The 24,756-nt window shown below is 44.0% G+C and carries 21 protein-coding genes and 1 pseudogene; 5 read left to right on the top strand and 17 right to left on the bottom strand.

The window, feature by feature from the left end:
* Positions 1 to 290: pseudogene (locus F6K38_RS18515) on the bottom strand (hypothetical protein); the annotation flags it as partial.
* Between the two features lie 810 nt (positions 291 to 1,100).
* On the opposite strand from F6K38_RS18515, the gene F6K38_RS18520 reads away from it, so the two are divergent.
* Entirely contained in the window at positions 1,101 to 1,571 is a 471-nt protein-coding gene (locus F6K38_RS18520) for a hypothetical protein (protein ID WP_008187379.1), read from the top strand.
* Positions 1,572 to 1,716: 145 nt separating this feature from the next.
* On the opposite strand, the gene F6K38_RS18525 is transcribed toward F6K38_RS18520, so the two are convergent.
* The 14 genes from F6K38_RS18525 to F6K38_RS44270 form a co-directional block, all read right to left on the bottom strand.
* Positions 1,717 to 3,201 (bottom strand): GMC family oxidoreductase, encoded by a 1,485-nt coding sequence (locus tag F6K38_RS18525; RefSeq protein ID WP_008187377.1) that lies wholly within the window; start codon positions 3,199 to 3,201, stop codon positions 1,717 to 1,719.
* A 355-nt stretch (positions 3,202 to 3,556) separates the two neighbouring features.
* On the bottom strand, positions 3,557 to 4,435 hold the full coding sequence (locus tag F6K38_RS18530; protein WP_008187375.1) for an SDR family oxidoreductase: 879 nt from the start codon (positions 4,433 to 4,435) through the stop codon (positions 3,557 to 3,559).
* Between the two features lie 152 nt (positions 4,436 to 4,587).
* The gene (locus F6K38_RS18535) at positions 4,588 to 4,962 is read right to left on the bottom strand and encodes a DUF2237 family protein (RefSeq protein WP_008187373.1); all 375 of its coding nucleotides are present in this window, start codon (positions 4,960 to 4,962) and stop codon (positions 4,588 to 4,590) included.
* A 249-nt stretch (positions 4,963 to 5,211) separates the two neighbouring features.
* The gene (locus F6K38_RS18540) at positions 5,212 to 5,955 is read right to left on the bottom strand and encodes a DUF4230 domain-containing protein (RefSeq protein ID WP_008187372.1); all 744 of its coding nucleotides are present in this window, start codon (positions 5,953 to 5,955) and stop codon (positions 5,212 to 5,214) included.
* A 308-nt stretch (positions 5,956 to 6,263) separates the two neighbouring features.
* On the bottom strand, positions 6,264 to 7,394 hold the full coding sequence (locus F6K38_RS18545; protein ID WP_008187371.1) for a Gfo/Idh/MocA family protein: 1,131 nt from the start codon (positions 7,392 to 7,394) through the stop codon (positions 6,264 to 6,266).
* Between the two features lie 33 nt (positions 7,395 to 7,427).
* Positions 7,428 to 7,895: a DUF4870 domain-containing protein gene (locus tag F6K38_RS18550; RefSeq protein WP_008187370.1), complete on the bottom strand. Its 468-nt coding sequence runs from the start codon at positions 7,893 to 7,895 to the stop codon at positions 7,428 to 7,430.
* Positions 7,896 to 7,964: 69 nt separating this feature from the next.
* A complete protein-coding gene (gene gshB / locus F6K38_RS18555) occupies positions 7,965 to 8,939 on the bottom strand; it encodes a glutathione synthase (RefSeq protein WP_008187351.1) in 975 nt (324 codons plus the stop codon).
* Between the two features lie 155 nt (positions 8,940 to 9,094).
* Positions 9,095 to 9,358, bottom strand: coding sequence for a glutaredoxin 3 (gene grxC / locus F6K38_RS18560; protein WP_287247685.1), 264 nt, complete (start codon positions 9,356 to 9,358; stop codon positions 9,095 to 9,097).
* Positions 9,359 to 9,662: 304 nt separating this feature from the next.
* Complete coding sequence (locus F6K38_RS18565) at positions 9,663 to 10,214, bottom strand: YqeG family HAD IIIA-type phosphatase (RefSeq protein ID WP_287247687.1); 552 nt, start codon at positions 10,212 to 10,214, stop codon at positions 9,663 to 9,665.
* A gap of 174 nt (positions 10,215 to 10,388) precedes the next feature.
* Positions 10,389 to 11,468: an endolytic transglycosylase MltG gene (gene mltG / locus F6K38_RS18570; RefSeq protein ID WP_287247689.1), complete on the bottom strand. Its 1,080-nt coding sequence runs from the start codon at positions 11,466 to 11,468 to the stop codon at positions 10,389 to 10,391.
* 66 nt (positions 11,469 to 11,534) lie between these two features.
* Positions 11,535 to 12,107, bottom strand: a complete 573-nt coding sequence (locus tag F6K38_RS18575) for a DUF3727 domain-containing protein (RefSeq protein ID WP_008187340.1) — start codon at positions 12,105 to 12,107, stop codon at positions 11,535 to 11,537.
* 768 nt (positions 12,108 to 12,875) lie between these two features.
* A complete protein-coding gene (locus tag F6K38_RS18580) occupies positions 12,876 to 13,376 on the bottom strand; it encodes a hypothetical protein (protein ID WP_008187339.1) in 501 nt (166 codons plus the stop codon).
* Positions 13,377 to 13,400: 24 nt separating this feature from the next.
* Positions 13,401 to 13,559: a YqaE/Pmp3 family membrane protein gene (locus tag F6K38_RS18585; RefSeq protein WP_008187338.1), complete on the bottom strand. Its 159-nt coding sequence runs from the start codon at positions 13,557 to 13,559 to the stop codon at positions 13,401 to 13,403.
* A gap of 163 nt (positions 13,560 to 13,722) precedes the next feature.
* A complete protein-coding gene (locus F6K38_RS44270; protein WP_008187337.1) occupies positions 13,723 to 13,929 on the bottom strand; it encodes a YqaE/Pmp3 family membrane protein in 207 nt (68 codons plus the stop codon).
* Positions 13,930 to 14,270: 341 nt separating this feature from the next.
* Here F6K38_RS44270 and F6K38_RS18595 point away from each other — a divergent pair, with 341 nt between their 5' ends.
* Positions 14,271 to 15,254, top strand: a complete 984-nt coding sequence (locus F6K38_RS18595) for a 3'(2'),5'-bisphosphate nucleotidase (RefSeq protein WP_008187336.1) — start codon at positions 14,271 to 14,273, stop codon at positions 15,252 to 15,254.
* 125 nt (positions 15,255 to 15,379) lie between these two features.
* Here the strand turns inward: F6K38_RS18595 and F6K38_RS18600 are convergent, their stop codons facing one another.
* A complete protein-coding gene (locus tag F6K38_RS18600) occupies positions 15,380 to 15,571 on the bottom strand; it encodes a hypothetical protein (RefSeq protein WP_287247694.1) in 192 nt (63 codons plus the stop codon).
* 276 nt (positions 15,572 to 15,847) lie between these two features.
* Here F6K38_RS18600 and F6K38_RS18605 point away from each other — a divergent pair, with 276 nt between their 5' ends.
* The 3 genes from F6K38_RS18605 (at position 15,848) to F6K38_RS18615 (ending at position 20,305) form a co-directional block, all read left to right on the top strand.
* The gene (locus F6K38_RS18605; RefSeq protein WP_008187327.1) at positions 15,848 to 18,226 is read left to right on the top strand and encodes a lytic transglycosylase domain-containing protein; all 2,379 of its coding nucleotides are present in this window, start codon (positions 15,848 to 15,850) and stop codon (positions 18,224 to 18,226) included.
* 138 nt (positions 18,227 to 18,364) lie between these two features.
* Positions 18,365 to 19,342, top strand: coding sequence for an ABC transporter ATP-binding protein (locus tag F6K38_RS18610; protein ID WP_287247696.1), 978 nt, complete (start codon positions 18,365 to 18,367; stop codon positions 19,340 to 19,342).
* 126 nt (positions 19,343 to 19,468) lie between these two features.
* The gene (locus F6K38_RS18615; protein ID WP_008187325.1) at positions 19,469 to 20,305 is read left to right on the top strand and encodes an Rpn family recombination-promoting nuclease/putative transposase; all 837 of its coding nucleotides are present in this window, start codon (positions 19,469 to 19,471) and stop codon (positions 20,303 to 20,305) included.
* 209 nt (positions 20,306 to 20,514) lie between these two features.
* Here F6K38_RS18615 and F6K38_RS18620 read toward each other — a convergent pair.
* A partial coding sequence (locus F6K38_RS18620) for an nSTAND1 domain-containing NTPase (RefSeq protein WP_287357113.1) occupies positions 20,515 to 24,756 on the bottom strand: 4,242 nt, incomplete at its 5' end.

Raw genomic sequence — 24,756 nt, forward strand, 5'->3', positions numbered from 1 at the left:
TTGAGCAGACGGGTTTCAACGGTTTGACCAAAGAAACCACCACTTGCGATCGCACGAAATACGGTATTCTTCTCTAGGGCTGGTGGTAATTCACTGCTGGGAATCGGTACTGCTGCCAGTAGGTCTTGATTGTCTACTGATTCAACCTGAGCGCTTGCGGTAGAGTTACCTGATGGTAAGAACTTCATTTGACCAGCTTGGCTAGTTACTGCACTAAAGGATACAATCCCGGTTAATGCACAGGCAGCAATAATATAAGAAGATGGAGTGATTGCACGCAAGTTTTTCATCTGATTCCCTTGATTAGTTGAAGGTGTACCCATAGGCCAAGGTAGAGAACTTACCAGCAGTATCAAGACCAATTGCTGGTGTTTGCCTCTTTACTTAAGACTATTGACTTTTGGGAGATTTGTTTTGTTTCGTGCTGACTACCGAACTATCGGTAGGGAAATCACTCCGTCAGCTTATGCGCTACGCGCACGCTACTTGAGGTGCTAAGCACCTACACAGAATTAATTGCCTACTCTAAATCTCTGTGACCCTTACCCTGCAAGGCTTTGAATTTTAAAAAATGTGCAATTAATTTTGTGTGCCTGCTTATCAGCTATAGCATTTTCATTTGAGATGTAAACTGAAAGGCCGTGAGCCACGCTTCGCGATGCTCCTTTCTTTGGAGCCGCTAAAAGCGATCAGGTCTTCTTGTATTTTAAGAAAAAACTCTGGAGCTCTTGCCTATTGCCTCTTGACTTTTTCGATAATTTATGAATTGACAAATAGATAGTTTGAAAACGCTATATAGTATTTTCATTTGAGATGTAAACTGAGAAAGTATTTTTTTTAATTTACTATAAAGATATGGTTCTATTGCTACTATTGCCTCTTGACTTTTTCCATGATTTATGAATTGACAAATAGTTTGAAAGCGCTATAGGTTATGAGTACTAATTTTAAGTGACCTTAAATAGCAATGTCCTTGATTTTTTTAAAATATTAAGTTTTGTTAATTTAGTCGAGATTGTTGGCAATAATGCTATAGTTGTTATATTAGGTCTTTTGACAGGTAAGCTGATCTTTCATAACCTTCTATTAAGGAGATAATAATGCGTATAGTGATCATGTTGGTTGCTTCAATATTCCTGCTCTTCGCCAATGTTAGCGCGGCGGAGGCTTCTGTCTCAAACCCAGGAAGTCTCGAGGGTGAGTGGATAGGAACTTGGACTAGTTTGAATGCTACCACCTATAACGGTGTGATCGAGATGTATATAAATCAAGAGGGGGATAACGTATTCGGTACCTCAGTGGTGGGCAACACAAAATGTTCTCCTGAACGACTTTTCAAAGGTACATTGTCAGGCAAGTTTAACAACTTTATTGAATTGGAAATATCTCCTGAGGGAAAGCCGGACACCACAATAGCTAAAAATTGGGGGGCGATAACCAGGGACCGCAATGCTATCAGTGTGGTCTACAACTTCAACACTTCTGAGTCCAAGTGTGAAGGGGATGTCGGCACAATGTTCATCTCTAAGGTTCAGGAGTATTCCAAGATTCAGGGCATCACAAAGAAATAACTCAGGACTTACACTAAGACATCTTTAAGGAATGAAGAATTAAGAATTAAGAATTAAGAATTGGAAGTTTTTTGCATTCTGCATTCTGCATTCTGCATTCTTCATTCTTCACCCAGTAAGGCGCGGAATGCTCCTTGTCACCCCGTCAGGTCAAAATGTCACCTCCCTTATCAGCAATCATCATTGTTGCTGCTGCTGTGTTTGCAGTTATCGGTAATGGGAAGACAGAAGCATCAATCACACGCAGACCTGATACTCCTCGAACGTTAAGTTCTGTATCCACCACAGAATTCTGATCAATCCCCATTCTGCAAGTTCCGCAATAGTGCTGTGTTGTATTAGCTGTTTCTCTGATGTAACTCTCGAAATCTGTTCCCGGTTCTGGAGCAATTTGTTTTTCCCGCCATTGCCCCAAGCTGGATTGATTGCCAATATCGATACCTAACTGAAGCGCTGTTATACATGACTGGAGATCTCCTGGCACTGTCAGATACTTTGGATCAACAACAGGAGCTTGATCAGGAGAACTTGAACCCAGCGTAATAGTTCCCTTACTCTTCAAGTGCATGACATTTGGCCATAACCAAAAAGAATTTTTTGGGCCAGGGAAACCTTTGAGTGTTCCCACTCCCACTGAACACTCTATATCAACAACTGAACTACTATTTTCCGTAGAGCCGAAAATCACAGCTGGAGCTAGGCTATAGGAATACACTGGTACATCTTTATCTTCGGGAATAGAAAATCCGGCACTAACAAAAAGATCATCATGTAAATTCTTCCCTACTTCTGGAACATTCACAACTACTGGAATATCAAATTTCGCCAACTCAGTTTCGTCGCCAATGCCTGAAAGCATCAAGATTTTTGGACTCGCAATCGCACCAGCACTCAGCACAACCTCATGTCGCACCCCTGCAAAGTATTTTTCGTTCTTCTGAACATATTCAACACCAATTGCTTTGGTATTATTAAATCGGATCTTGGTTACCAAAGCTTCAGCTATTATAGTTACATTTGTATGAACCGCTGGTAAAAAAGTGTTAAATGTGGTTTCACGAAAAAGCTTTGAAAGTGTTTTGATATTGTTGAACTGAAATGGAGCGTATCCATATTGACTCTCGCTGGTATTATAATTAGGATTTTCAGGTAAACCGTACTGGTTAGCAGCAGCGAATAAATCGTTAATGAAATTCAAATTATCTGTCTGAGCCACCAAAACCTTAATGATTTGCTCTACACTTTCAAAGTGCGGTAGTACATCATTCCATGACCAACCGGGTGCTACCTTACCCCACTCATCAAAGTCAGAGCGTCCACCTCTGACATAAACCATGGCATTATGTAATGCACACCCACCTAGGGCTTTTGCTTGGGGCAGCATGATTACACGGTTGTTTAAATTTGTTTGAGGTACTGACTTATAACCCCAATCAATCTCTGGATGTTGTTGTAGGACTTCAAACCAATCACTTGGGTTGTACATCTTGGGATTGAGTAGGAGCTTTCCAGCTTCGATCAGGAGAATTTGTGAATTTGAGTCAGAAGCAGCAAGCTTTGAAGCTACTATGCTTCCCGCAGAACCTCCACCAATCACAATGTAGTCATACATGAAATTTGCTTCTGCCATATTGACTGCTCCCAGTAGAATCTGCTAATTAATTTTGCTATCAGCTTAAGCTGATAGCAATTGGCCAAGGCCAAGAACTTTGATGAAGACTTTCAATTCTCATTAATCTATCAATATTAGATTCTACTGTTTTTGCATTGCGCATTGGCGCAGGCTACTGCAACTACGGGTAGGGAAATCACCCCCTAAGCATTCAGCTATCAACGGTTAGCTATCAGTAATCAGTTGTTGAATAAAATAGGTAAGTATTAGTTTAATACTCACGAAAGTCATAGCGTCGAAGCCTTTACCACAAAGCTGACCGCTGACTGCTAACCACTGATGGCTGACCACTGACCGCTGACCGCTTACATAATTACACTTTCCCCCTTAACCCTTCCAATTGCTCCCGCACTGATAACGGTTGATATCCCAAACTAAATCCTAATGAACTATCCAATGAAGTATCGGGAGATCTAGGAGCAGCCATCGGTACATCTTTTTGTAGACAGCGTCCTAAGTTATCTTGGGAAAGTTCAAACACCTCAGCCATCAGGCAACCAAAGTCATAGCGGGAGATCCGTTCTTTTCCGCCCAGATTAACTAGACCTTGGACTTTCTCTAGAGCTAATAACAATCCCTTGGCTGCTGTTGTGCCACTGACAGGGGTTCTAATTTCATCGGTAAATAAGCTCAAGGGTCGCCCTTCTCTGATGATTTTGAGAAAGGGTTGGATAAAGCTACTAGCAGTAGGGGGAACTATACCAAACATTAAGGGCATGCGGCAAATCGCGACTTTAGGATAATGCGATCGCATCCCTTCTTCTGCCATCACTTTTTGCTCACCGTAATAGCTGATAGGCGATACCGGATCAGTTTCCAGATAAGGAGGATTTAAACCATCGAAGACCAAGTCAGTAGAGGTAAACACGCAAGGGATATCATAATCTGCACTTAGTCGAGCAATATTGATAGAAGCTGTAACATTAATCGAGTATGATTCCTCTCGATGGGTCTGGCAAAAATTAGGTTTAGATTGAGCTGCGGTATGAATTACTCCTGCTGGTTGAATCTCAGCAAACAGATGCTTTATCTCCTGAAATTCTCTCAAGTCAGCCTTTACCAAGGTTATTCCCGGAATATCTATCGTTTGGGAAAAATACGTTCCATAAATATCCCATTGTTCTTTGGCGAGCTGACAAAGGTTCCATCCTAGAAAACCGCTAGCTCCTGTGACTAAGAGTTTTTTTCTCATCAAAATTTAGGGTTAGGTGCGTAGGGTGCGTTAGGGGCGGACTTGCCCTTATTTTTCGCCTCGTAGCCAGCGCTGGGATAGTCCGCCCCGTAACGCACCACAGAGTCAAACAGCTTTAATGATATGCACCCTTTCCAGTCAACCATCGACGGTTAGCGGTTAATAATAGCGTGTTCCTTAAATACCTCTAAAGGAATGTAATCAAGCGCTGCTTCATGGGTTGCTGACAAAATCACCGGTGGCGCAACTCCAGCATCCAGCGCCTCCTTCCAACGACTGATACACAAACACCATTGATCTCCGGGTTTAAGACCAGGAAAATTATATATAGGGGATGGTGTACTCAAATCATTGCCCCTTAACTGAGTAAAGGAGAGAAACTCTGCAGTCATTTCTGCACAAACGATATGTACACCAACGTCAGATGGTCCTGTATCACATTTTCCATTCCGAAAAAATCCCGTCATCGGAAATGTGCAGCACACTTTTAGTGTTCCGCCAAGGACGTTTTTGGCATCATTGTTCATGATAAATAGTAAACTTTATTTAAGCCAATAATGTTGGTATTTTGTTGTAAGCTATTAGCTATCAGTGGTCAGCATTCAGCTAATGCGCTACGCGCACGCGTGCGCGTTCAGCATTCAGCTATCAGTTATCAGCTTTTTAATAGTCGAAGCCTGTGCCACGCTACGGTAAATAATTTTTTTTTAGCTGAGAGCTGACTGCTGAGAGCTGACTGCTGAGAGCTGACTGCTGAATACTTACCAAAGACTATACTAAGATGCTAGAGACGAAGCTGCCATACACATCGATGGTGATGAAGGTTGAAGCTTTACATCTACGGTTTTGTAACCAGCTGTCATCAATAAATTAGTAACCACTAATTGCGCCCTTTGATTAGCTTGCTCTAGCACACCTTGCTGACAAGCAGTAGCCTGAATTTTCCGGAGGGTTTGCTGTTGAGCTAGCATCTGTAATTGAGGAGCAACATCAGGTCCGAGACCCAAAAATCCTCGGTTGTAGTCGTAAATCTGGGAACGGGTAACATCAATCTTGCTATCCAGTAATTGGGGCGCTGGTAACTGCACTTGGATCGAGTCATTGCTGACTTTGACATCATCGACGCTTAATTTCCCTAAATCAACCCCAGCTCGCACTTCCCCATAAGCAATATAGAGTAATGTCGTTGACGCTAAGCGATATTGTCCTAAGTTTCTATCTTGACGAGTTGGGACCACCGCCTCCATGCTAAACACAGCAGTGGTCAATTCACTAACATCACGAACTTTATTAACCACAACGTTTCTGACATCCACATCTGGTTCTGGCTGTGATAAGTTTAATTGTGATAAGTCGAATAGACCATTAACTTGTTCAAACAAGCGGGAGCTAGTGCGCCACATCACCACTCCTATAATTAGCGTCGTGATTATCATGCCCCCTGTGCTCATCAAAATCAAACCTCTAGGTATACTAGAGATAATGCTAAGTAACTGATGCTTTTGATGCTGACTTTTCATTTTTGTTTACCTTAAAAATTATCGTCAGGAATTATGAACTTTAATTATTAACAGTTAGTTATTCTCAATCTATGCTATTATATAAGAATAACTAAATTATATTTAGTGTAAAAAATCTATTATAAAAATATCAAACCTATACACCTAGTTTTAGGCGATTGATTCAAGTTAAAAGACTAGCATAATAGGTACCGAATAGCCTGATTAACAATTCTATGGAGCGATTGCTTGTAAGCAACTGCTATGTTGTTATATAGCAGTTATCGATTGGCTAAAGTACCTCGTCTCTATTCTTTCATACTTGATGCTTAATACTTGTGCTTATCTACCTCAACCCAACTTCTAGTTTCATGGGACTCATGGGTTAAATCCATTAACATCTGGGAGTACACTCCTTCTTTGAGAGATAGTGTAGTGACGCTACCATTGTCAATGGCTTGCACCCAATGGTCAACCACCCGGATAAATGGGGCTAAACGACCATCGAGATAGGTTTCAGGAAATGCTAGTCGCTGGGGAATTTCTACTTCCATCAAGGATTGACCTGCGGTAGCTGCCCACAGACGAAATCCATGAACGTAGTCTTTGAGATTGTTACTGCCTAAAACTAAGGTGCCGCGATCGCCATAAACCTCTACAAAGTGACCTCGCCCTTCATAGGTTACGGAACTAATACTGAGTTGACAAGGGGTACCATCTGCCAATTCCAGTAATAACAGACAGGTGTCATCAGCATCTACTGGCTTAAGTAAATTGCTAGCATTGGGGTCTGGTCGTGCTGGAATTGCAGTACTCACTTGAGCACACAACCGCTGCACTGGTCCAAATAGCCAATGAATATAATCAAAAACGTGAGAACCAATTGCGCCTAGTACTCCGCCACCCTTATCCTTTTGAGCATACCAGTTCCAGGGGCGTTCAGGATTGGCTCGGCTAGAGAATAAGCAGTCAATTTTAATCAGACGCTTTTTACCGACATAGTCTTTTTCGAGATATTCCGCTAATAGCTGCCATGAGGGGATGAAGCGGAATTCAAAATCAGGTATAGCGACAACACCCTTTTCTGTAGCGAGTTGGTAAAGCTCCTCGGTTTCGGTTGCCCTTAAAGTCATCGGTTTCTCTAGTAGCAGATGTTTCCCTGCTTCTAGAACCCTTTTGGCCATTTCGTAGTGCAGAAACGGGGGAGTACAGATGCTAACTGCTTCTACTTCCGGTAAAGCTAGGATATCTTCTAAGCGATCGCATCCATGGGGAATATCATATTGGTTTGCGATCGCATTTGCCTGATCCGGGTCTCGGTGATAGACAGCCACCACTTCCGTCCGGGAATGAGCTTTAAAGCCAGGGATGTGGATTTTTTGTCCAAATCCAGTTCCCACTACCGCTACACCAATTGTAGGTAGCTGTTCAGTTGCACCTGTTGCAGAAAACTCAGCCATTCTAGACTATCTCGTGACTTATATTATTAGTGCTTATCTTAAAAATCGCAGGGTAAATGGGTAACGGTAAACCCTACCATATTGAGCAGCGATTGAGGCCATAGTCACCAGCAGCGAATCAATGATTCCCAGGATACTAGCTAGACACCATAGCCAGAATTCTATCAGCTTAAACAGCTCCAACCAAGAGTTACGGTCAAAACCCTTTATTGCACCAATCAGGATGAAAAACGCCCAGGCAAAGGCCGTAAATATGGTCAGGATAATGGTAGCGTACAGGGTAATCGAGATTTGAAAATTAATAGATTCTTGACCGTGAACCTTGACAAAGCGGTATTTATTTCTCTTGTTTAACCAGATCATCAACGGGCCTGCCAGGTTAGCCAAAGGGATAGGTAGACCCATAATCAATAGGGGAATCCATAGCAGGGAGGATAGATGACACAGCATCCCCCAGATTCGAGCTTTCCTATCGTTCCGTGGCACTGTTACTTGATCCATAAAACTGACCCAAAACCGACATTACATCCCATGACTTTGCTCAAGAGTCTGGTTAAGCCATTATATTGTTTAACCGCCGTTGTTTTTCACTGCCTCAACCCAGGTAATTACCTCTTTAGCCAGGTGAGTACCGTCTAAGCGGTCAATTTCCCGGATGCCAGTAGGACTGGTGACATTAACTTCGGTGAGGTAGCCGCCGATAACGTCTATGCCAACAAAATATAAGCCATCTTGCTGCAGTTTTGGCAAGAGCCGGGCACAGATTTCTTCCTCTCGGGGAGTAATTTCCGTAGCCGCTACTCGACCACCCACAGCCATGTTACCCCGAAATTCCTTACCTGTGGGAATGCGATTTACTGCTCCAATCGGTTCACCATTCAAGAGGATAATCCGCTTATCTCCATCTTTCGCCGCAGGCAGATAAGCCTGAACCATCACTGGCTCACTACCCTGTTTAGTGCTAATTTCCACCAAGGAGTTAAAATTGCGATCGCTTGCCTGTAGAAATATAATCCCCTCACCAGCTTTGCCTCCTAGAGGTTTCAGTACTGCTGCCTCTTTTTCCTCAACGAATTGCCGAATCACCGATTTATCCTGACTGACAATGGTCTGTGGAATCACTTCCTGAAACTGGAGGGCATACATTTTTTCGTTAGCTGTCCTGATGCCAGTTGGTGCATTAATCACCAAGGTTTTATCTGGATTGATGTAATCCAAGATATAGGTGGCATAGAGGTAAGGTATGGTAACGGGCGGGTCTGTCCGCATCCAGACAGCATCCATCTCCTCTAGAGGTTTCAACAGAGCCTTACCAGTCTGGTACCACTGCTCACTGACGACCCAATGCCCGTCATCGAGTTTGGCTGGAGTTAGTTGCACAGGTTCTAGAAGCCCCCAAGCCTGACCCTGAATAACACTCAATTGTTGAGCCTGAGTGACCCAAACCTCATGACCTAATTCTTGTGCGGCTTCCATCAGTGCCACACTAGTATCGTGACCGGGATCAAGTTTCGGGAGAGGGTCTATGATAAACGCAAATTTCACGGTTGAATTCCCCTGTCAGCCAATTCCCCTATGCTACAGCAATACTATTTGATTGGGGAATATACTGGTCAAGATCTTGAACGGGGAACGGGTAACAGGGATATTGCCGATAACCATTAGCGATCCTACAGACTAGATGCTCAATCACCTAGTGGTTAGCTTGCCTTGAGGAGGTTGTCTAACTTACCCTGAAATTCCAGAGTGTGAAGCTCATCACAGCCACCGATATGCTGGTCATTAATAAAAATCTGTGGTAAAGAGCGTGCTCCATTTGCCCTTTGAGCCATCTTCTCCCGTGCCTGGTTATCACCATCAATAGAGTATTCAGTAAATTCAACTCCCTTCTTGTTTAGTAGACCTTTAGCACGGATACAGAAGGGGCAACTGCTCCAGGTGTAGATTTCAACGTTTGCGCTCATGCTTGGGGTTATAGTATTAAGTAATGTTTATTGAATTTTAACGTGGGGTTTAGCTTGGCGCACCAGGTCAGTAACCTAATCCCAAATCATAGACAGCCCAGCTCCTGATTACCTCAAGGCTGGGCTCTCTATTAGTTATAGGCGTTTGTTATATCTAGGGTCTTTATATAAGCTGACCCCATATTAAAAGGTTGGTCATTTATGTAGGGTCTTTATATAAGCTGACCCGATTTCCAACTCTCCCTTATTATTTCCGACAAATCTTGGTTTAGTAATTTTTATAATATTTTCTTTATATTTCAGTTTATTGTGATTTGTCAGGTTTGTTGAAGTTTTGTTGCATGGTGGTCAGCGAAACCCCTAAGGCTTGAGAAAACCACACTTCCAAATCACGCATTGGGTATAAAGACTTACTCATAGCCGGATCCCTTATGGGCTCTACAAGAATGGTGAACATTCCCAGTCGATTCCCAGCTAAGACATCAGTGAATAAGCGATCGCCTACCATGGCCACTTGGTCTACAGGTAGGTTCATCGCATCTACAGCTATTTTCAGCTTGCGTCGCGAAGGTTTGCCAGCTCCGTATATGTAAGGCAAATCTAGGGAGGAAGCAATACGGCTAATGCGATTTTCACTAAGGTTATTACTAACCAGCCACAGGGAAACCATTGCTCTAGTTTGCTCTACCCACCGTTCAATTTCTCCAGAAACACGGGATTTCGTCACTGGTATTAAAGTCTGGTCAACATCCAATACTAGACCTGAGAGCTGATATTGCTGGAGAATATCTGGTGTCAGGTCTAAGATGGAGCCACCAAGGATTAAGTCAGGTTGTAACTTTGAGACCCAAGACATATGTAGTTAACTGATCAATTTAAGGTTGGTAACTCTGTTGATTTTTGATGCTTACCCGTCAATTGTCAATACACTAAGCCCGCTCAGCCTGATGATGGCAGCGGGCAACGGTTAAGTGATTCAGTTCTATGGAACCAATATTAGAAAGGTTCTTTGATCACTGGTTGTTGTAGTTTATTGCTTTGCTCGCCGTTCTCTACGGATAGCATTTTTAGCGGCTTCGTGTTCTGTTAGGGTTTTGCTAAAAACATGAGTGCCATCGTAACGAGCCACGAAAAACAGGTATTCGGTGTCTTCGGGATCAAGGGTTGCTTTCAAACTCCCTATGCCAGGACTGGCAATCGGGGTCGGGGGTAATCCTGGGTTGAGATAGGTATTGTAAGGGGAGGGTTGCCGCACTTGCTTGTAGGTCAGGGGCTGATCAGCAGTTTGTCGAATCCCCAATCCATATTCAACCGTGGGATCGGTTTCTAATCTCATCCCTCGCCGCAACCGTTCAGTAAAGACACCAGCAATGCGATCGCGTTCTTCAGCAACTACTGCTTCCTTCTCGACAATGCTGCCTAATGTTACCCAATCATTGATACTAAGCTGGGTTTTGTACTGACCTTTTTCGTATACTGGTAAGGCTACCTGCTCAAATCGATTAAGCATTTGTTGGATGACTGCTTGTGGCGAGATGCCATCACTGGGTAACTTATAGGTATCTGGGTATAAATAACCTTCTAGATGAGGGAGGTCACTGGGTAACCAAGGGTACTTATCCCAGGGGATTTTGCTACTAGCAGCGATAAAGTCATAAGCCGGGAAAAATCCTAGGGATTCAAAATAATCCGCCATTTGTTGAATCGACCACCCTTCCGGTATGGTGAAAGACAGCTGCATCACCTTCCCTTTCCAAATGGTTTCGGCGATTTTTGGCAGGGGTTGAGTTGGTGATAGTTCGTAAGTTCCAGCTTTAAACTCACCATCTCGGTCTAGCAGCTGACGCCAATGAGTCCAGAGTTTCCAAGCATCGGCTGAGCGAATTAAACCAGAAGCTTCAAGATCTCTGCCTATTTGCTGACCTGGGGTTCCTGGGGGAATCTCAATTTTTATGAGGGTTGGAGCTACATCTTCGGAAGATTGTGCTTTAACAGGTGGGGATACCACCCAACTCCACCACTCCCAGCCCTGCCATGCACAAAGACCAAGGGTCGTTGGCAACAGAACGAAATAAAAAAACCTATTGGAGATGCTTTTGAGAGTTTTCATACTCTTATACACCAAAACACTAGTTTCCCCTGAATCGTTTAAGGGGTCAACCCGAGTTCTTGTCTCCTAATCAAGATCATCGAATAGCAGTTCTTCGAGCAATGGCTGAACTTGTTTAATTTCCTCTGTAGACAGTAACTCGGGTTGACCAGATTGGTTGGAGCGAGCAAAAAACAGGAGTGGTTCTACAGGCGTATAAATGCCATACTCTTGTTCTTTGTAATAAAAGCTCGCTAGCTCCTGTAGTTCCTCTGCTTCCATCGGAACATTATCGTCTTCAATTTCCAGGGTGAGAATGTCATCTTCGTCCACTGGTGGCAACTCACCAGCAACAGTTAAGGTAAAAGCGGTGCGCTTGAGCTGAAGATTTTGCTCAGCCAGAACAGCTTGGGCGTCAGGGAAGATCAAGTCAAGCTCAGCTTCATCTTCAACTAGAGAGGCATCAGCTAAGTCTTCATCATCATCCCAAGCAACAATTTCTATGGGTGAGTCCACAGGTAACAGCAGAAGGTATTCACAACCCTCCAGCTCTAGGGAATGCTCAATGTAACATTCGAGAGTTTTACCGTTAGCGTCCTTCAGCGTAATGTCCCCTTTTGGAGATTCCCCATTTTCTTGGGGGGATTGAGATGAAAACATGGCACTTAATGTGTCTATTAGTGGTCAAGTGGTCGTGGAAAGAAATCCAACCTCCCTTTTGACAGTACGCTTTGACAGTACGCGACAGTACGCTTTGACAGTAAGCGACAGTACGCTCAAGTGTAGACTGCTTCCCATCAGGATAGCACCAAAACCAAGTACGATAGTTCCAGCAGTTGTCTTTGAATGGGTTAGTCTATACTATTTATACAATGATGGGCTTTCTGTGAGCATAAGCATTAGTTGACTATGGTATGGCTAAAAATTGCACATTCTTCAATCATAGCGTTCGCGTAGCGTGACCTACGGTCAATCAGTTGCAAAAAAGTGTTGTTAGCAACCTATAAGTATAACTAATCAGTGGGACTTAACATGAGCAGAAGAATGTGTTGCTCTAGGAAATCAGCTCAGCCAAAAGGTTTTAGTGCCATGGGTTGCGATGCTCTTTCCGAGCCGCTACGCGAGCATAATTAGCACTAAGCTGTTCAGAATTTAGATTGGGAGACCTAAATTACTCGAAGGGAACTTCGGATAGCGGGGATCTGGGAACAGGTAATAACCAACTTTAAATGCACATCAGCTTAGCAACCCCCTATCTTATAGCAGGATTACTCAATTTTGTAACCAATTATACTTAATTTACACGTAAACGGCTAGAGCTGTGAGCCTGAGCAAGTATGAATTAGTAATTATAAACTATAAAGGATGAAAATATAAGGGTGTTATTCTTAACAATACTCAGCACTATTTTCAAGTTAATTAACAGAACTAACGACCCATAATTCGCTGCCGTCCAATTCTCAAGTACTCCCAAACTGGAAATTGATAAAATTCCATCACCAACCAGACAACGATTGCCAGATGGCATAAAAACGTTAACCCTACCCAAGCAGCTGGAAGCCAAGATACAGGACTATCTGGGGCAGGGGGAAACATATAAACGGCTGCCCCAATTAAGGTCGTTGGACAAACTACAAATGCCAAGGCTAAGAACCAATTCACCCATCCCCATTCAACCCCCTCTAGATGGGCCCCTGTCCACTTTTTGCCATTCCAGTGCCAGGTCATTGGGGGCTGCCGATCGGTTATTTTGAGTATTTGCCTTTCGAGATCAGCAGTGAAAATGTGGCGGCACTCGTGACAGGCAAAAGCTTCCATTAACGATAAATTTTGAATCTGACCCACACGACAGACTGGGCAGGGGTAGACTCCCTGATAGTTCAAAGCCTTATACTTCACAGGTTGGGATGATTGTTTTGAACTGTACATTTGTAGTCAGTCTAATCCTTTATTTTATCTCTTGGCAATCACCCAAACGGCATGGATAATACCTGGAATGTACCCCAATAGGGTTAAAAGAATATTTATCCAAAAGGGCCAGCCAATACCCACTTGCAAAAATACTCCCAGTGGTGGCAGGAAAATAGCACATAAAATCCGAATTAAATCCATTCTGGTATACCTTTGGTGTTTGTTAGGACAAGGCTGATTGCCTTAAGCACTGCGTTTGCGTACTCACTTCCATTGTGCCAAATTCTTCTAGTTTTAGAGCCGGGTTACCGGACCTATAATCCCTGTTCTGTGTTCGGTTAGGGCAGAGTCCCTAGTAAACAGTTTAATCCTGATATTGATTAGCAGTCACCCATACGGCATGGAGTATGGCAGGCACTACACCATATTTGGGAAAACCAAGTTGAGTGCCTACAATGAAACCCAATACCATTAACAGAATATTAAGCCAAAATGACTTGCCAAAACTCACTTGCAAGAACACACCAAGTGGTGGCAGGAAAATGGCACAGATGATCCGGATGAAATACATTATTGTTGTACCTCGATTACTGCTCTTAGTTAATTCCCTGGTAATTTCCTCTTAATCCGGAATTTCCTAGCTAAGATGCCAGCAATGGAGATTAGTTCCCCCTTTGTAATGGTTATGACACCTATGAATGACTGCCAGTTCCTAGCTCTGTCCCTAAGGTCAGGGAAAAACATGCTGCTAGGCCACAAGCCTTTAAAACCAGGCAGTTCGTAGTCAGTAATAGGTAATCCCTAATTGGGATTTGTGATTACTCAAGGGACTATTACCTATTAGCTATACCTATTACCCATGACCAAAAAAACTTCAAAAAACCTTTTCGCCCTTAGGAGCAGTTATTTACAATGTCTTATCAACAAGAGAAACAGGTTGCGATTGAGGCAGCCTTAGCCGCTGCCAAAATTTGTGAGCAAGTCCGGAGTGAACGGGTGACTCAAGCTATGGAAAAAAGTGACAAAAGCCCTGTCACTGTTGCCGATTATGGGTCTCAGGCAGTGATTTGCCGCTTACTTGCCCAAGGCTTTCCTAATGATCCAGTAGTGGGTGAAGAAGATGCTGCTGATTTGGTGGAACCAACCATGGCGAATCAGTTGGCACAGGTAACCAGTTATGTGCAATCTGTAACTAATGATGCTACTCCTGAGGCAGTGGTTAGTTGGATTAATCTAGGCAATGGAGAGATTGGACCTCGCTACTGGACCTTAGACCCGATTGATGGCACCAAAGGGTTTCTGCGTAATGATCAATATGCTGTTGCCTTGGCTTTGGTAGAACAAGGTGAAGTGAAAGTAGGAGTGCTAGCTTGCCCAGCTTTACCCGTCAACCTAGCACAACCAGATGGTGAACGGGGTGTGCTATTTGTGGCAGTACGGGGTCAGGGAGCAACCATGGTACCGATTAGTGGTGGGGAACCCGAATCGATTCAAGTCACTGATGCTGACAATACAGCAGAACTCCGGTTCGTCGAAAGCGTGGAGTCTGGTCATGGTGACCATTCTCGGCAAGATTTGGTAGCTAAGGCGGTGGGAATTACTGCAGATTCCCTGCGGATGGATTCTCAGGCTAAGTATGGTGCGGTTGCCTCTGGTCAAGCAGCCCTTTACCTACGTTTACCGTCATCGAAGTATCCCAACTACCGTGAGAAAATTTGGGACCATGCTGCAGGCACCATTGTTGTGGAGGAAGCTGGTGGGCTTGTTACAGATATGCATGGCAAGCCCCTGAACTTTTCGATCGGTTCTAAGCTAGTTGAAAATCAGGGTGTGGTTGTCAGCAATGGTGTGATTCATGAGACGGTGTTGGCAGCACTGCGGGATACAGCTAACTAGAAACAGCTAAAGCACAGGGCAGATCAGAACCTAGGGCAACGATCCGGCAAGGGAATAGTATTTCTCTTGCCCAAGCATCCCCGCGCGTTTACGCGCGGGGAGTTTCATTCACACTTATCGCTTTATTAAGGGATTAACCATTGGGCAACACTTGGTGGGAAATACCCAATCCAATATCCCCAGTTTAATGATTGGCTGACTGGAGCAGGGATCATCTCTCCTCGAAAATCCAGCAGCTGGACAATAATTAAGTAAGCGATCGCTAGCAATATCGATATAGCTCCAGTTAGAATAGCAACTATTTTTCCGCGTTCCATAAGTCTTCTATCAAATCACAGCACGGTTGTGGGGTTCCTAAATATGGTTAAAGGAATAGAGGTTGGAATGTCAGATCCTGTCCGGTTCTTTCAGTAGTGTTTATAGTTAAAGGTGTTTTTGGGTCAGAGTAATGGTGCATTGGTAATGGCTCGTTGAGTGATCATAATCACCAATTACTCAAGCTTAACAATACCAATGCTGCCGGAGATGATGTCACAGAGCTTTCTATTCCCAAAATCTCATCCTAATATGGACGTGCATCAGAAGGAGGCTCTATGAAACGGTCACGTTTGAAATTCTCCCGCTACTATCCTTTATTGCGCCAGCAATTGCGGCAGCGTACCAGACGACAAATCCTACTAGCGTCTAGTGTGGGATTGAGCCTACTGCTGATCTCGATCAGCATCTTAGTGTTGATTGATCCCAAGAACCCGCTAGGATTAACCAGTTGGGTAGTGTTGCTCCCCCAGCAAATCATGGGGCGCAGAAATCCCAAGGACACTACAGTACTAAAACTAGCATCTCAATCCCCCGAGGAGCGGGTGGCACAACTCGAAGCGATCGCAATTGGACCAAAATCCCTCAATCGTGGTCGTGCTCGTTACCTATTGGCCGTTGATGCTATAGCTGGGCAGCAGGGAAGGGAGGCACTGCGTTGGTTAGATAAATTAGAGTGGGAATATCCAGTATTAGCAGGACATATTGTGCTCAAACGAGCACAGGCTTACCAATTCACTGGGGACAAAGCTCAAGCCCAACAAGCTTGGCAGGAGTTGCTCCAACGCTATGGTAATCAGCCAGTGGCAGCTGAAGCCTTGTATGCCTTCTTGTCAGATGATTCACCCTACCGCAAACCAGAAAAGGAATCTATTGCTCCGAAATATGCCAGCACCATCTGGAGTTTTGAGCAGCCCTGGTTGGCAAAAATACAGCAGATGTATGACTTTTCTGCGGAAGAGCCGAAATACTGGGAACGAGCACTGAAAAACTATCCTTCTCATCCTCGCATCATTGAATTAATCCAGCAAAAGCTTAAGGATCAGCCCAATCAACCTGAACTGATGCTGTTATTAGCCAGGTATACCTTTGACCAACCAGGGGTTACCCTAGTGCTAGATCAACTAGTTAGTAATTACGGAAAATCTGTCGATGATAAAAATCGTGCTATAATCCAGCCGAAAGATTGGGAAGCGATCGCATTAGCCTATTGGAAAGACCGCAAATATGCTCAAGCCAGTGCTGCTTATGGCAATGCTAAACCATTACCTAAGCATAGCTACTTAGGGGCTAGAGCACTTCAGTATGCTCAAAAGCCCAGAGCAGCTAAACTGGCTTATAAAAAGATGGTCGAGGAATTTCCCGATGCCAAGGAAACTGCCTTGGCTTATCTCCAACTAGCTGAACTAGAACCACCCATTGACAAGATCCCGTATTTAGACCAAGTTATCGATCGCTTTCCCGACCGAGCTGCTGAGGCACTTTTGGCCAAAGCCAAAACTCTAGAGCAACTCAAAAGTCCCAACGCTGCTGAGCAAGCCTATCAATTGTTAATCGACAACTATAGCAATTCTGATGCAGCAGCGGACTATCGCTGGCAGATGGCTCAAGAGGCGGCACAAAACGGAGACATCCTGACAGCTTGGCATAACGTTCAGCCGATCCTTAAGGATAATCCCCACAGTCTGATCGCCCGTCGGGCAGGGTTTTGGTCGGGAAAATGGGCAACTCAGCTAGGACGGAAGCAGGAAGCCGAAGCAGCGTTTAAGCAGGTAATTACCAATCATATTCAATCATACTATGCTTGGCGCTCAGCGGTACAGTTGGGTTGGGATGTGGGAGACTTTACCACACTGCGCCAGTCATCCCTTACGTTAAACTGGCCAACGGTGCGACCCGAGTTACCTGTGGGCTCAGCAGCTTTGAAGGAATTGTATCAGCTTGGTCAAGACCAGGATGCTTGGAGCCTATGGCAAGGGGAATTTCAAACTCGCCTCAAGCCGACTGTGCCACAACAGTTTACTGATGGCTTGTTCAGGCTGGCGATGGGAGAATACCTCAAAGGAATTTCCGAGGTAGAGACTCTCGAAGACCGAGAAACCTCCCAAGAACAGGAGCAGTACCAGAAAATCAGGAAAAAACCGGCTTACTGGCAAGCCCTCTATCCCTTTCCCTATCTAGAGATAATCGAAACCGAGTCAAAACAGCGTAACATTAATCCTCTACTGGTTATATCCTTAATTCGTCAAGAGTCCCGATTTGAGGCAAACATTACATCAGTTGCTGGTGCCATGGGCTTAATGCAAATGTTGCCCAGTACTGCAGCTTGGGTAGGGAAATCCATCAATTTTAACGACTATAAACTCGATAATCCCAACGATAATATTAAACTAGGAACCTGGTTTCTTGCCCATAGCCATCGCGTGTATAAGGATAACTCCGCATTCGCCATTGCTAGTTACAATGCTGGTCAAGGTAATGTAGGGAAATGGCTAAAGGAAAATGAACCCATTGATTTAGATGAATTTGTGGAAACTATACCCTTTAGTGAAACCAGAAACTATGTCAAGCAAGTTTTGGGTAATTACTGGAATTACTTACGCTTATACAATCCTGAGGTTGGTCAGCAGTTAGTAGACTTTTTCGCTCAAGAGTAATCCAGCAAGACTGACCGTAAACATTCAGCCAGACCTTACCCGATCAGCTATCAGGAATTTTATTAAGAATAGACACAAACACCCCCAAAATAGGGAATAAATAAATATAGATTATATCCCTCATTTCTGAGCAACAGGATGGAGCAATCTACTCTCACTTTCCCCCCCCAACTCACCACCTCTGAAGCAATCCCAGTGGTTCAGACCTCCCAACTGCGCAAAGTCTACCGCACTGGCTTCTGGCTCAATCAAAAAATTGAATCCCTGAAAAATTGCTCCCTAACGGTCTATCAGGGAGAAACCTTTGGATTACTCGGTCCAAATGGAGCCGGGAAAACTACCCTCTTAAAAACCTTACTAGGAATTGTCCGTCCTACTGGCGGAGAAGGATGGTTACTGGGAAATCCCCTTGGTAATGTAAAGGTCAAGCAGCGCATTGGTTACTTACCAGAAAACCCCTACTTCTATGACTATCTCACTGGCTGGGAATTTTTGCACTTTACGGCTGGACTATTTGAAATTCCCCATGAGGTAAAACGTAAACGCATTCCTCGGCTGTTAGAACTAGTAGGATTGTCCCAATCAGCAGCACGCAAGAAACAACTACGTCAGTATTCTAAAGGGATGCTCCAGCGCATCGGTATGGCCCAGGCACTGATTAATAACCCAGAAGTAGTATTTCTCGATGAACCCATGTCCGGTCTTGACCCCATGGGACGCTACCAAATCCGGGAAATTATTATGTCTCTGAAAGCTCAAGGCAAGACTATTTTCTTCAACAGCCATGTGTTGTCAGATGTGGAGAAAATATGCGATCGCATCGCTATTCTCGCTAATGGGGAATTAATTTGTATGGGAGCGTTAGATGAACTTTTGGGTACCGATAACACCTACCGAGTTAAAGGCAAAGGTGGGAATATAGAGATTATCAAACGGTGGTTGATGGAATTGGAATTTGAGGATGATTGCTGGTACGGTCAATTGCGAGGGGAACCCCAAGAGTTTATGGCTTCCCTCCGGCTGATGGATGCCCAATTGATGAATATGACTTTAAATCGTCCTTCTTTGGAAGAGTTTTTTATGAAGCAGTTGAATAATCCGGGTTTGAGGGAGTAGGGAGTCGGGAGTCGGGAGCGGTGCGACCCGTGGCGAATTTAATTCGCCTACGGAAAGCGCACCGAGGGAGTCGGGAGTCGGGATCCAGCAGAATCCCTGAGACGGGCACTCTGATATAATCGTTTAATGTTCGATAATACCTGCAAGTTCCTCGCTGAAAGCTTTTCGGAAGATTTTGCCTCCTGGTTACTTGGTGAACCCATCACCATGACCCAACTCAGTCCATCTGAACTGTCCCTTGAACCCATTCGAGCGGATGCTTTGATTTTGCTGAATTCTGATGATTTTGTCCTTCACGTCGAGTTTCAGACTAAACCTGACTCAACTATGGCCTTCAGAATGGCAGATTACCGCCTAAGAGTTTTCCGCCGTTTTCCCAATAAGCAGATGCGCCAAGTGGTCATTTACTTAACCCGTTCAACTTCTGCACTCGTTTATCAGACAGCGTTTGAGATTCCTGGTACTCGTCACGAATTTGAGGTGATTCGGCTATGGGAACAACCAACTCAGCCGTTTCTGGAATCGACGGGGTTATTGCCCTTGGCTGTGCTGACACAAACCCCCGACGCTGCTCAAACCTTGCGTCAGGTGGCTGCAAGAGTTGAGGCGATTCCAGAAATGAGGATACAGACCAATGTGGCTGCGTCCGCTGGGATTCTAGCAGGGCTATTATTAAAGAGGAACTTCATTAACCAGGTTTTACGCAGAGATATCATGGAGCAGTCTGTAATTTATCAAGACATTAAGGATGAAGGCCGTTACGAAGGGGAACAATCTCTTATACTCCGCCAACTCTTGCGTCGCATTGGCGAAGTGTCCCCAGAAATACGAGCGCAGGTTCAAGCCTTATCCCTCCCTCAGCTTGAAGCTTTGGGGGAAGCGTTGTTGGACTTTACGAAACCTGACGATTTGGATGAATGGATGCGTTCACTATCTGTTGCTGATAGCAAATCGAACTCGTAGGTAATGCTTTCGGTGGGATAAGCCCTAGAGGCATAGCTACGTTTAGCGCACGACTTCTCAACCAAGATTAACGAGAGTGCGATCGCTTTTAGCGGAAGCGAAGCGTGACTCGCGTAGCGTGGCCTACGGCCAATCGCACTTCCCAAGCAACCGTAGTAAATCTGCCTACAAGTGATCGCACTTGTGTGCCAAGAGTTTTTGGAGTGCGATTAGTCTTCGGTGATCGCCAATTTTGGTACATTCTCGCAGAGATTGCGATCGCTCTTGTCAACATTGGGGTTATTCTCAAGATAGTCACGCACCCTATCACAACTCTTGGATAGGAGTTCATCCAATCCTCCAAACTGCCACAACTTTGCAGTACCATTCTGGTCAAGGGTAGCTATTAAGCTACCATCAGCACTTTGACTTATACTGGTTAATTTGTTTTTTTGCTGCCCTTTGAAAGCAGTCAATAATTTTCCTGATATATCCCATACATGGATATAATCGCTGTCCGCAATAGCTGCTAATAAGTTACCCTGAGTATTAAGAACAATACTATTCTTATTGAATCTGGGGTTCTCAGCACCCTTAAACCGAACTAATTCCTTCCCAGAATCCAATTCATTACCAGGCTTCAATTCCTTTAAGACGATAGTGGGTTTATCTACATGTTCGTCATCTAGTAAATCCACCACCAACAGCCTGCCATCCGAGCTAAAAGCGATACGAAGAGGTAATTTGAAGGGCAAGGTTTTCCAGTTTTTTTTGTTCAAATCCAACAGATGGATTATACCATCATCATTTTCTATAACAGCCAGACGCTTGCTATCAGGGCTAAAAATAAGCTGGCTAATTGGTTTTTTGAATTTTCGGGGTGGATACAATTCCTTTCCATTTAGATCTAATAGGCTAATCGTATTATCTTTGTCTACAGCAGCCAATTGCTTACGATCAGGGCTAAAAATGATTTGACTTATGCCTTGAATATCTGCAAATTGCTCCCACTTATTATTATTAGCATTCAAATCTAACAAATGGACACTCCCATCTTCTTTTACAGCAGCTAGTTGCTTGCTATCGGGGCTGATGCTGAGACTTTTAAACTTCCCCTCAATTGGGATTAACTCTTCCACTTGCTTGTTCTCTGTTTCCCACAAGCGAATAGTCTTGTCATCACCTATACTAGCAATTTTTCTGCCATTCGAGCTAGAAATAACCTCACCAATACTACCTTGATGCCCTTTCAGTTCAAATTGTAAAGAATGAGACCCAGATAAATCATGAACACTAATAATACCATTATTCTGTTGACCGATAATCAGACGACTATTGGCATCAAAACTGATGCTTGCAGCTCTGCTTAGGGGTTTAAAACTCTCCCACGATTCATGATCTAAACTAACAACATAGGCAATGCTGTTATCAGTGCCATAGGCGGCTGCCAAGTATGTACCATCAGGGCTAAAAACGAGGTTCCCAAAGAGTTGACTCTCACACGAATAACACCCATAAAAATCTTTAAACTCTGCTAACTGACTGCCAGACACAAAGTCTGACAAGCGGAGGGTATAGTCAGATTCGTTAGCTACAGCTACAACTAGCTGGTTCTTGGAGTTAAAGCTAATACTACTGAAATTGTCTTGATCCTTTTTTAATAGCTTCGGTTCATTTCCCGTTAAGTCCCACAGGTAGATAGTGCTTGTTCGGTCTTTATAGGCTACAAGCTTCTTGCCATCAGGACTGAAAATGATCTCACCGCTCACCTCACCGCTCACTTCGCAATCTTTAGACTGTGAGATAGAAGCTATAAGCTTTGGTGGCTCTTCCTGTTTTTCTTCCAAGTTCCACAGGCGAACAGTACATTGCTTGTCAATGGTTGCTAATAAGCGACCATCCTTATTAATATCAAGATTGACTTCACCTTTATGTCCTGAAAATACTTGGGCTAGTGGTTGTCCCATCAACTCTTGTAAGCGGACAATACCATCATATCCTGCTGTAGCAATCAGTAACTCACCATCCTTAAAAAACATCTTCTTAAAGTTTTGAGGCACTTCTATGCGGTTACGTTCTTTCGCTAAATAGAATACCTTTTGCAAAGTTCGTAACAATTGATGTTGAAGCTCACTTTCTGGCTCCATTAAAAACGGTAGCTCACTTTCTGGCTTGAATAGGGATAAGTATCCAGGCCAATCTTTAAGAACTTTCCCTGCCCGTAAACTGTTAAGCAACGCATCCAACTCTTGGTTTGGTAAGGTCGATTCTGCAGATTTTATATTAGTTCTGACTTGACCTATCAGTACCTCTCTCTGTCCAATCAAAGAAAAGACCAAACCCGTACCTAACCCTAGCATAACTGCGATCGCAACACCCCAATTCCGACGAGTATTAAAGCTTTTTCGCCCAATACTGCGCCGCACAAACTCAGCTTCTACTTGGTTAAGCCAGTTATCATCGGATAAATATACCTTTTTCAACAAATCAAGACGAGGGTTAGCATTCCAAAGAAACCTTGCCTGTTGCTGGCTTTCCCACTCCTGGGCTGCGGGAGTCAACCGCCGTTGTAGAAGTAAATTTTCCTCATTCTCAAGCTTCCACTCCAGCAACCTTTGCCAACCCCGCACCAAAGCATCATGGGCAGGTTCCACATAGGGATTCCCCTCAGCATCTTCTCCAATAACCAGTAACCGTGCATTGCTAAAGCGCTCAATTACTTCCTTCACTAAACCATTTTTCGGTGGTGGATATTCTAGTTCCGATAACGGTACCCGCCTACGGGCTAACTCACCCCCACCTAGTGCCACCATCCGCAGCATCACATCACGGATTACTTGGTCATAAGCGGGATTTTCTTGAACTAGCAAATGATACTCTTTATCAGCCCTTTGAGTTAGCGATCGCATTACTCCCCCCAATTCCATATAATCGGCTTGAGTCAACGCTCGGTCAATAGTAATACCGCTGTATTGTGCCTGCCGTTGCCGCCTTAAATACTTGAGATACAGTTCACTTAAGGCAAAAGACAGCAGGGGCAATGCTCCGGGCATATCCGCCACTTCATCAATCAATTGTTCTACTAATTCGTGGGGTTGAACATACATTACCCGTGCTTGAGCCGGTTTTTCTATCGCTTCCCTTAGTTCCCCTCGTGTCATCGCCGGTACAATAAATCGTCCACTTTGCCAAAGATTTATCAGTACCTTAGTTCCCAATTGATTTAGTACTTCCGGTGCCAACTTTAAGCCAGCATCCCTGACTTGGGGTTCAAAATCAGAACGTAGGGTTAATACTACCCGTAATTTATCCCGATGGGCATTGATGGCTGTGAGTATCTGTTGGAAAAACTCCTTACGCTCATCTAAGTTTTGACAGAGTGTAATAATTTCTTCGCTTTGGTCAATAAACAGTAATAACTTAGAGTTGGGGTTATTTTTCGCCCAAACATCAATGCTCATTGCCAGGTTATGCTGGGGGTTTTGTGGCTCTACCCCTGGTAACTTAGCATCAGTCAGCACATTATTTAATGCTTCCAAGGGAGTCTCACCAGGACGGATGGTTGGCAAAATACACCATTTCTCGGTATTATCTTGCCGTAGTTTGGGAATTAATCCGGCCTTGACCAAGCTAGATTTACCCGAACCAGAAGCACCCAACACCACTGTCAGGGGATTAGCTTTGACAAAATAGTCTAACTTTTCTATTAGTAATGTTCTACCGAAAAACAGTGAACTATGTTTCTCGTCAAAGGAGTTTAAACCCTGATAGGGATTTTGTGACTCATCCAATGGTGGTGCTGGCGGTAAGTTAAGTTCATGTCCCGGAGAAAGAAAGATATATTCTCCCTTATCGTGCTTATTTAAACACCAAATACCAGGGGTTTGTCGTAGACGGTATTTTTCTGTGGGAATTTCTACTCGATCCCGTAAATGTAAATATAATTCTGTGGCTGTAATTACCCCATCTCCAGCTGGTTTACCATTCGTAGCAGGAGGATAGATATCTGCTTCCCCTTCGAGGGCTTCTAATAATGCCGCCGCAAAAGGGGAATGATTGCCGACTTGACTGCGTTCGCTATCTAAATTAAAGTTATCTAAAGCCTTTTGGTCAGAAGCTGAAGAAGTAATAATTTGCCAGGCTGGGTCACTAATAAAACGGTCGTATCGTTCTTGGTGAATTACTTCTGGCGATGTGAGTAAATCCCTAGTATTCGACCATTTAAAAGCACCAGCAAAACAGCAGTCGAGGATACCCAAAAAATGACGACAGGGTAATTGACTTAAAGCATCGTGTAACTTCGTCATGGGCAGATAACTATTAGTATCCCCCAGTTTGGCATCTTGAGGAATTAAGTAACCAGCCGGGCCATCATCCCCATTGAGAGCGACTCCATGACCAGCAAAGTAAAATAATAAGCGGTCATTTTCAGTGACTTGTTCGGGTAAGGTATGGGATAAAAATTTGTTAAA

The organism is Moorena sp. SIO3B2, from assembly GCF_010692525.1.
Classification (GTDB): Bacteria; Cyanobacteriota; Cyanobacteriia; order Cyanobacteriales; family Coleofasciculaceae; genus Moorena; species Moorena producens.

Coding starts and splice junctions, on each gene's coding strand:
- F6K38_RS18520 (WP_008187379.1), top strand. CDS start 1,101: ATGCGTATAGTGATCATGTTGGTTGCTTCAATATTCCTGCTCTTCGCC.
- F6K38_RS18525 (WP_008187377.1), bottom strand. CDS start 3,201: ATGGCAGAAGCAAATTTCATGTATGACTACATTGTGATTGGTGGAGGT.
- F6K38_RS18530 (WP_008187375.1), bottom strand. CDS start 4,435: ATGAGAAAAAAACTCTTAGTCACAGGAGCTAGCGGTTTTCTAGGATGG.
- F6K38_RS18535 (WP_008187373.1), bottom strand. CDS start 4,962: ATGAACAATGATGCCAAAAACGTCCTTGGCGGAACACTAAAAGTGTGC.
- F6K38_RS18540 (WP_008187372.1), bottom strand. CDS start 5,955: ATGAAAAGTCAGCATCAAAAGCATCAGTTACTTAGCATTATCTCTAGT.
- F6K38_RS18545 (WP_008187371.1), bottom strand. CDS start 7,394: ATGGCTGAGTTTTCTGCAACAGGTGCAACTGAACAGCTACCTACAATT.
- F6K38_RS18550 (WP_008187370.1), bottom strand. CDS start 7,895: ATGGATCAAGTAACAGTGCCACGGAACGATAGGAAAGCTCGAATCTGG.
- grxC (WP_287247685.1), bottom strand. CDS start 9,358: ATGAGCGCAAACGTTGAAATCTACACCTGGAGCAGTTGCCCCTTCTGT.
- F6K38_RS18565 (WP_287247687.1), bottom strand. CDS start 10,214: ATGTCTTGGGTCTCAAAGTTACAACCTGACTTAATCCTTGGTGGCTCC.
- mltG (WP_287247689.1), bottom strand. CDS start 11,468: ATGAAAACTCTCAAAAGCATCTCCAATAGGTTTTTTTATTTCGTTCTG.
- F6K38_RS18575 (WP_008187340.1), bottom strand. CDS start 12,107: ATGTTTTCATCTCAATCCCCCCAAGAAAATGGGGAATCTCCAAAAGGG.
- F6K38_RS18580 (WP_008187339.1), bottom strand. CDS start 13,376: ATGTACAGTTCAAAACAATCATCCCAACCTGTGAAGTATAAGGCTTTG.
- F6K38_RS18585 (WP_008187338.1), bottom strand. CDS start 13,559: ATGGATTTAATTCGGATTTTATGTGCTATTTTCCTGCCACCACTGGGA.
- F6K38_RS44270 (WP_008187337.1), bottom strand. CDS start 13,929: ATGTATTTCATCCGGATCATCTGTGCCATTTTCCTGCCACCACTTGGT.
- F6K38_RS18595 (WP_008187336.1), top strand. CDS start 14,271: ATGTCTTATCAACAAGAGAAACAGGTTGCGATTGAGGCAGCCTTAGCC.
- F6K38_RS18600 (WP_287247694.1), bottom strand. CDS start 15,571: ATGGAACGCGGAAAAATAGTTGCTATTCTAACTGGAGCTATATCGATA.
- F6K38_RS18605 (WP_008187327.1), top strand. CDS start 15,848: ATGAAACGGTCACGTTTGAAATTCTCCCGCTACTATCCTTTATTGCGC.
- F6K38_RS18610 (WP_287247696.1), top strand. CDS start 18,365: ATGGAGCAATCTACTCTCACTTTCCCCCCCCAACTCACCACCTCTGAA.
- F6K38_RS18615 (WP_008187325.1), top strand. CDS start 19,469: ATGTTCGATAATACCTGCAAGTTCCTCGCTGAAAGCTTTTCGGAAGAT.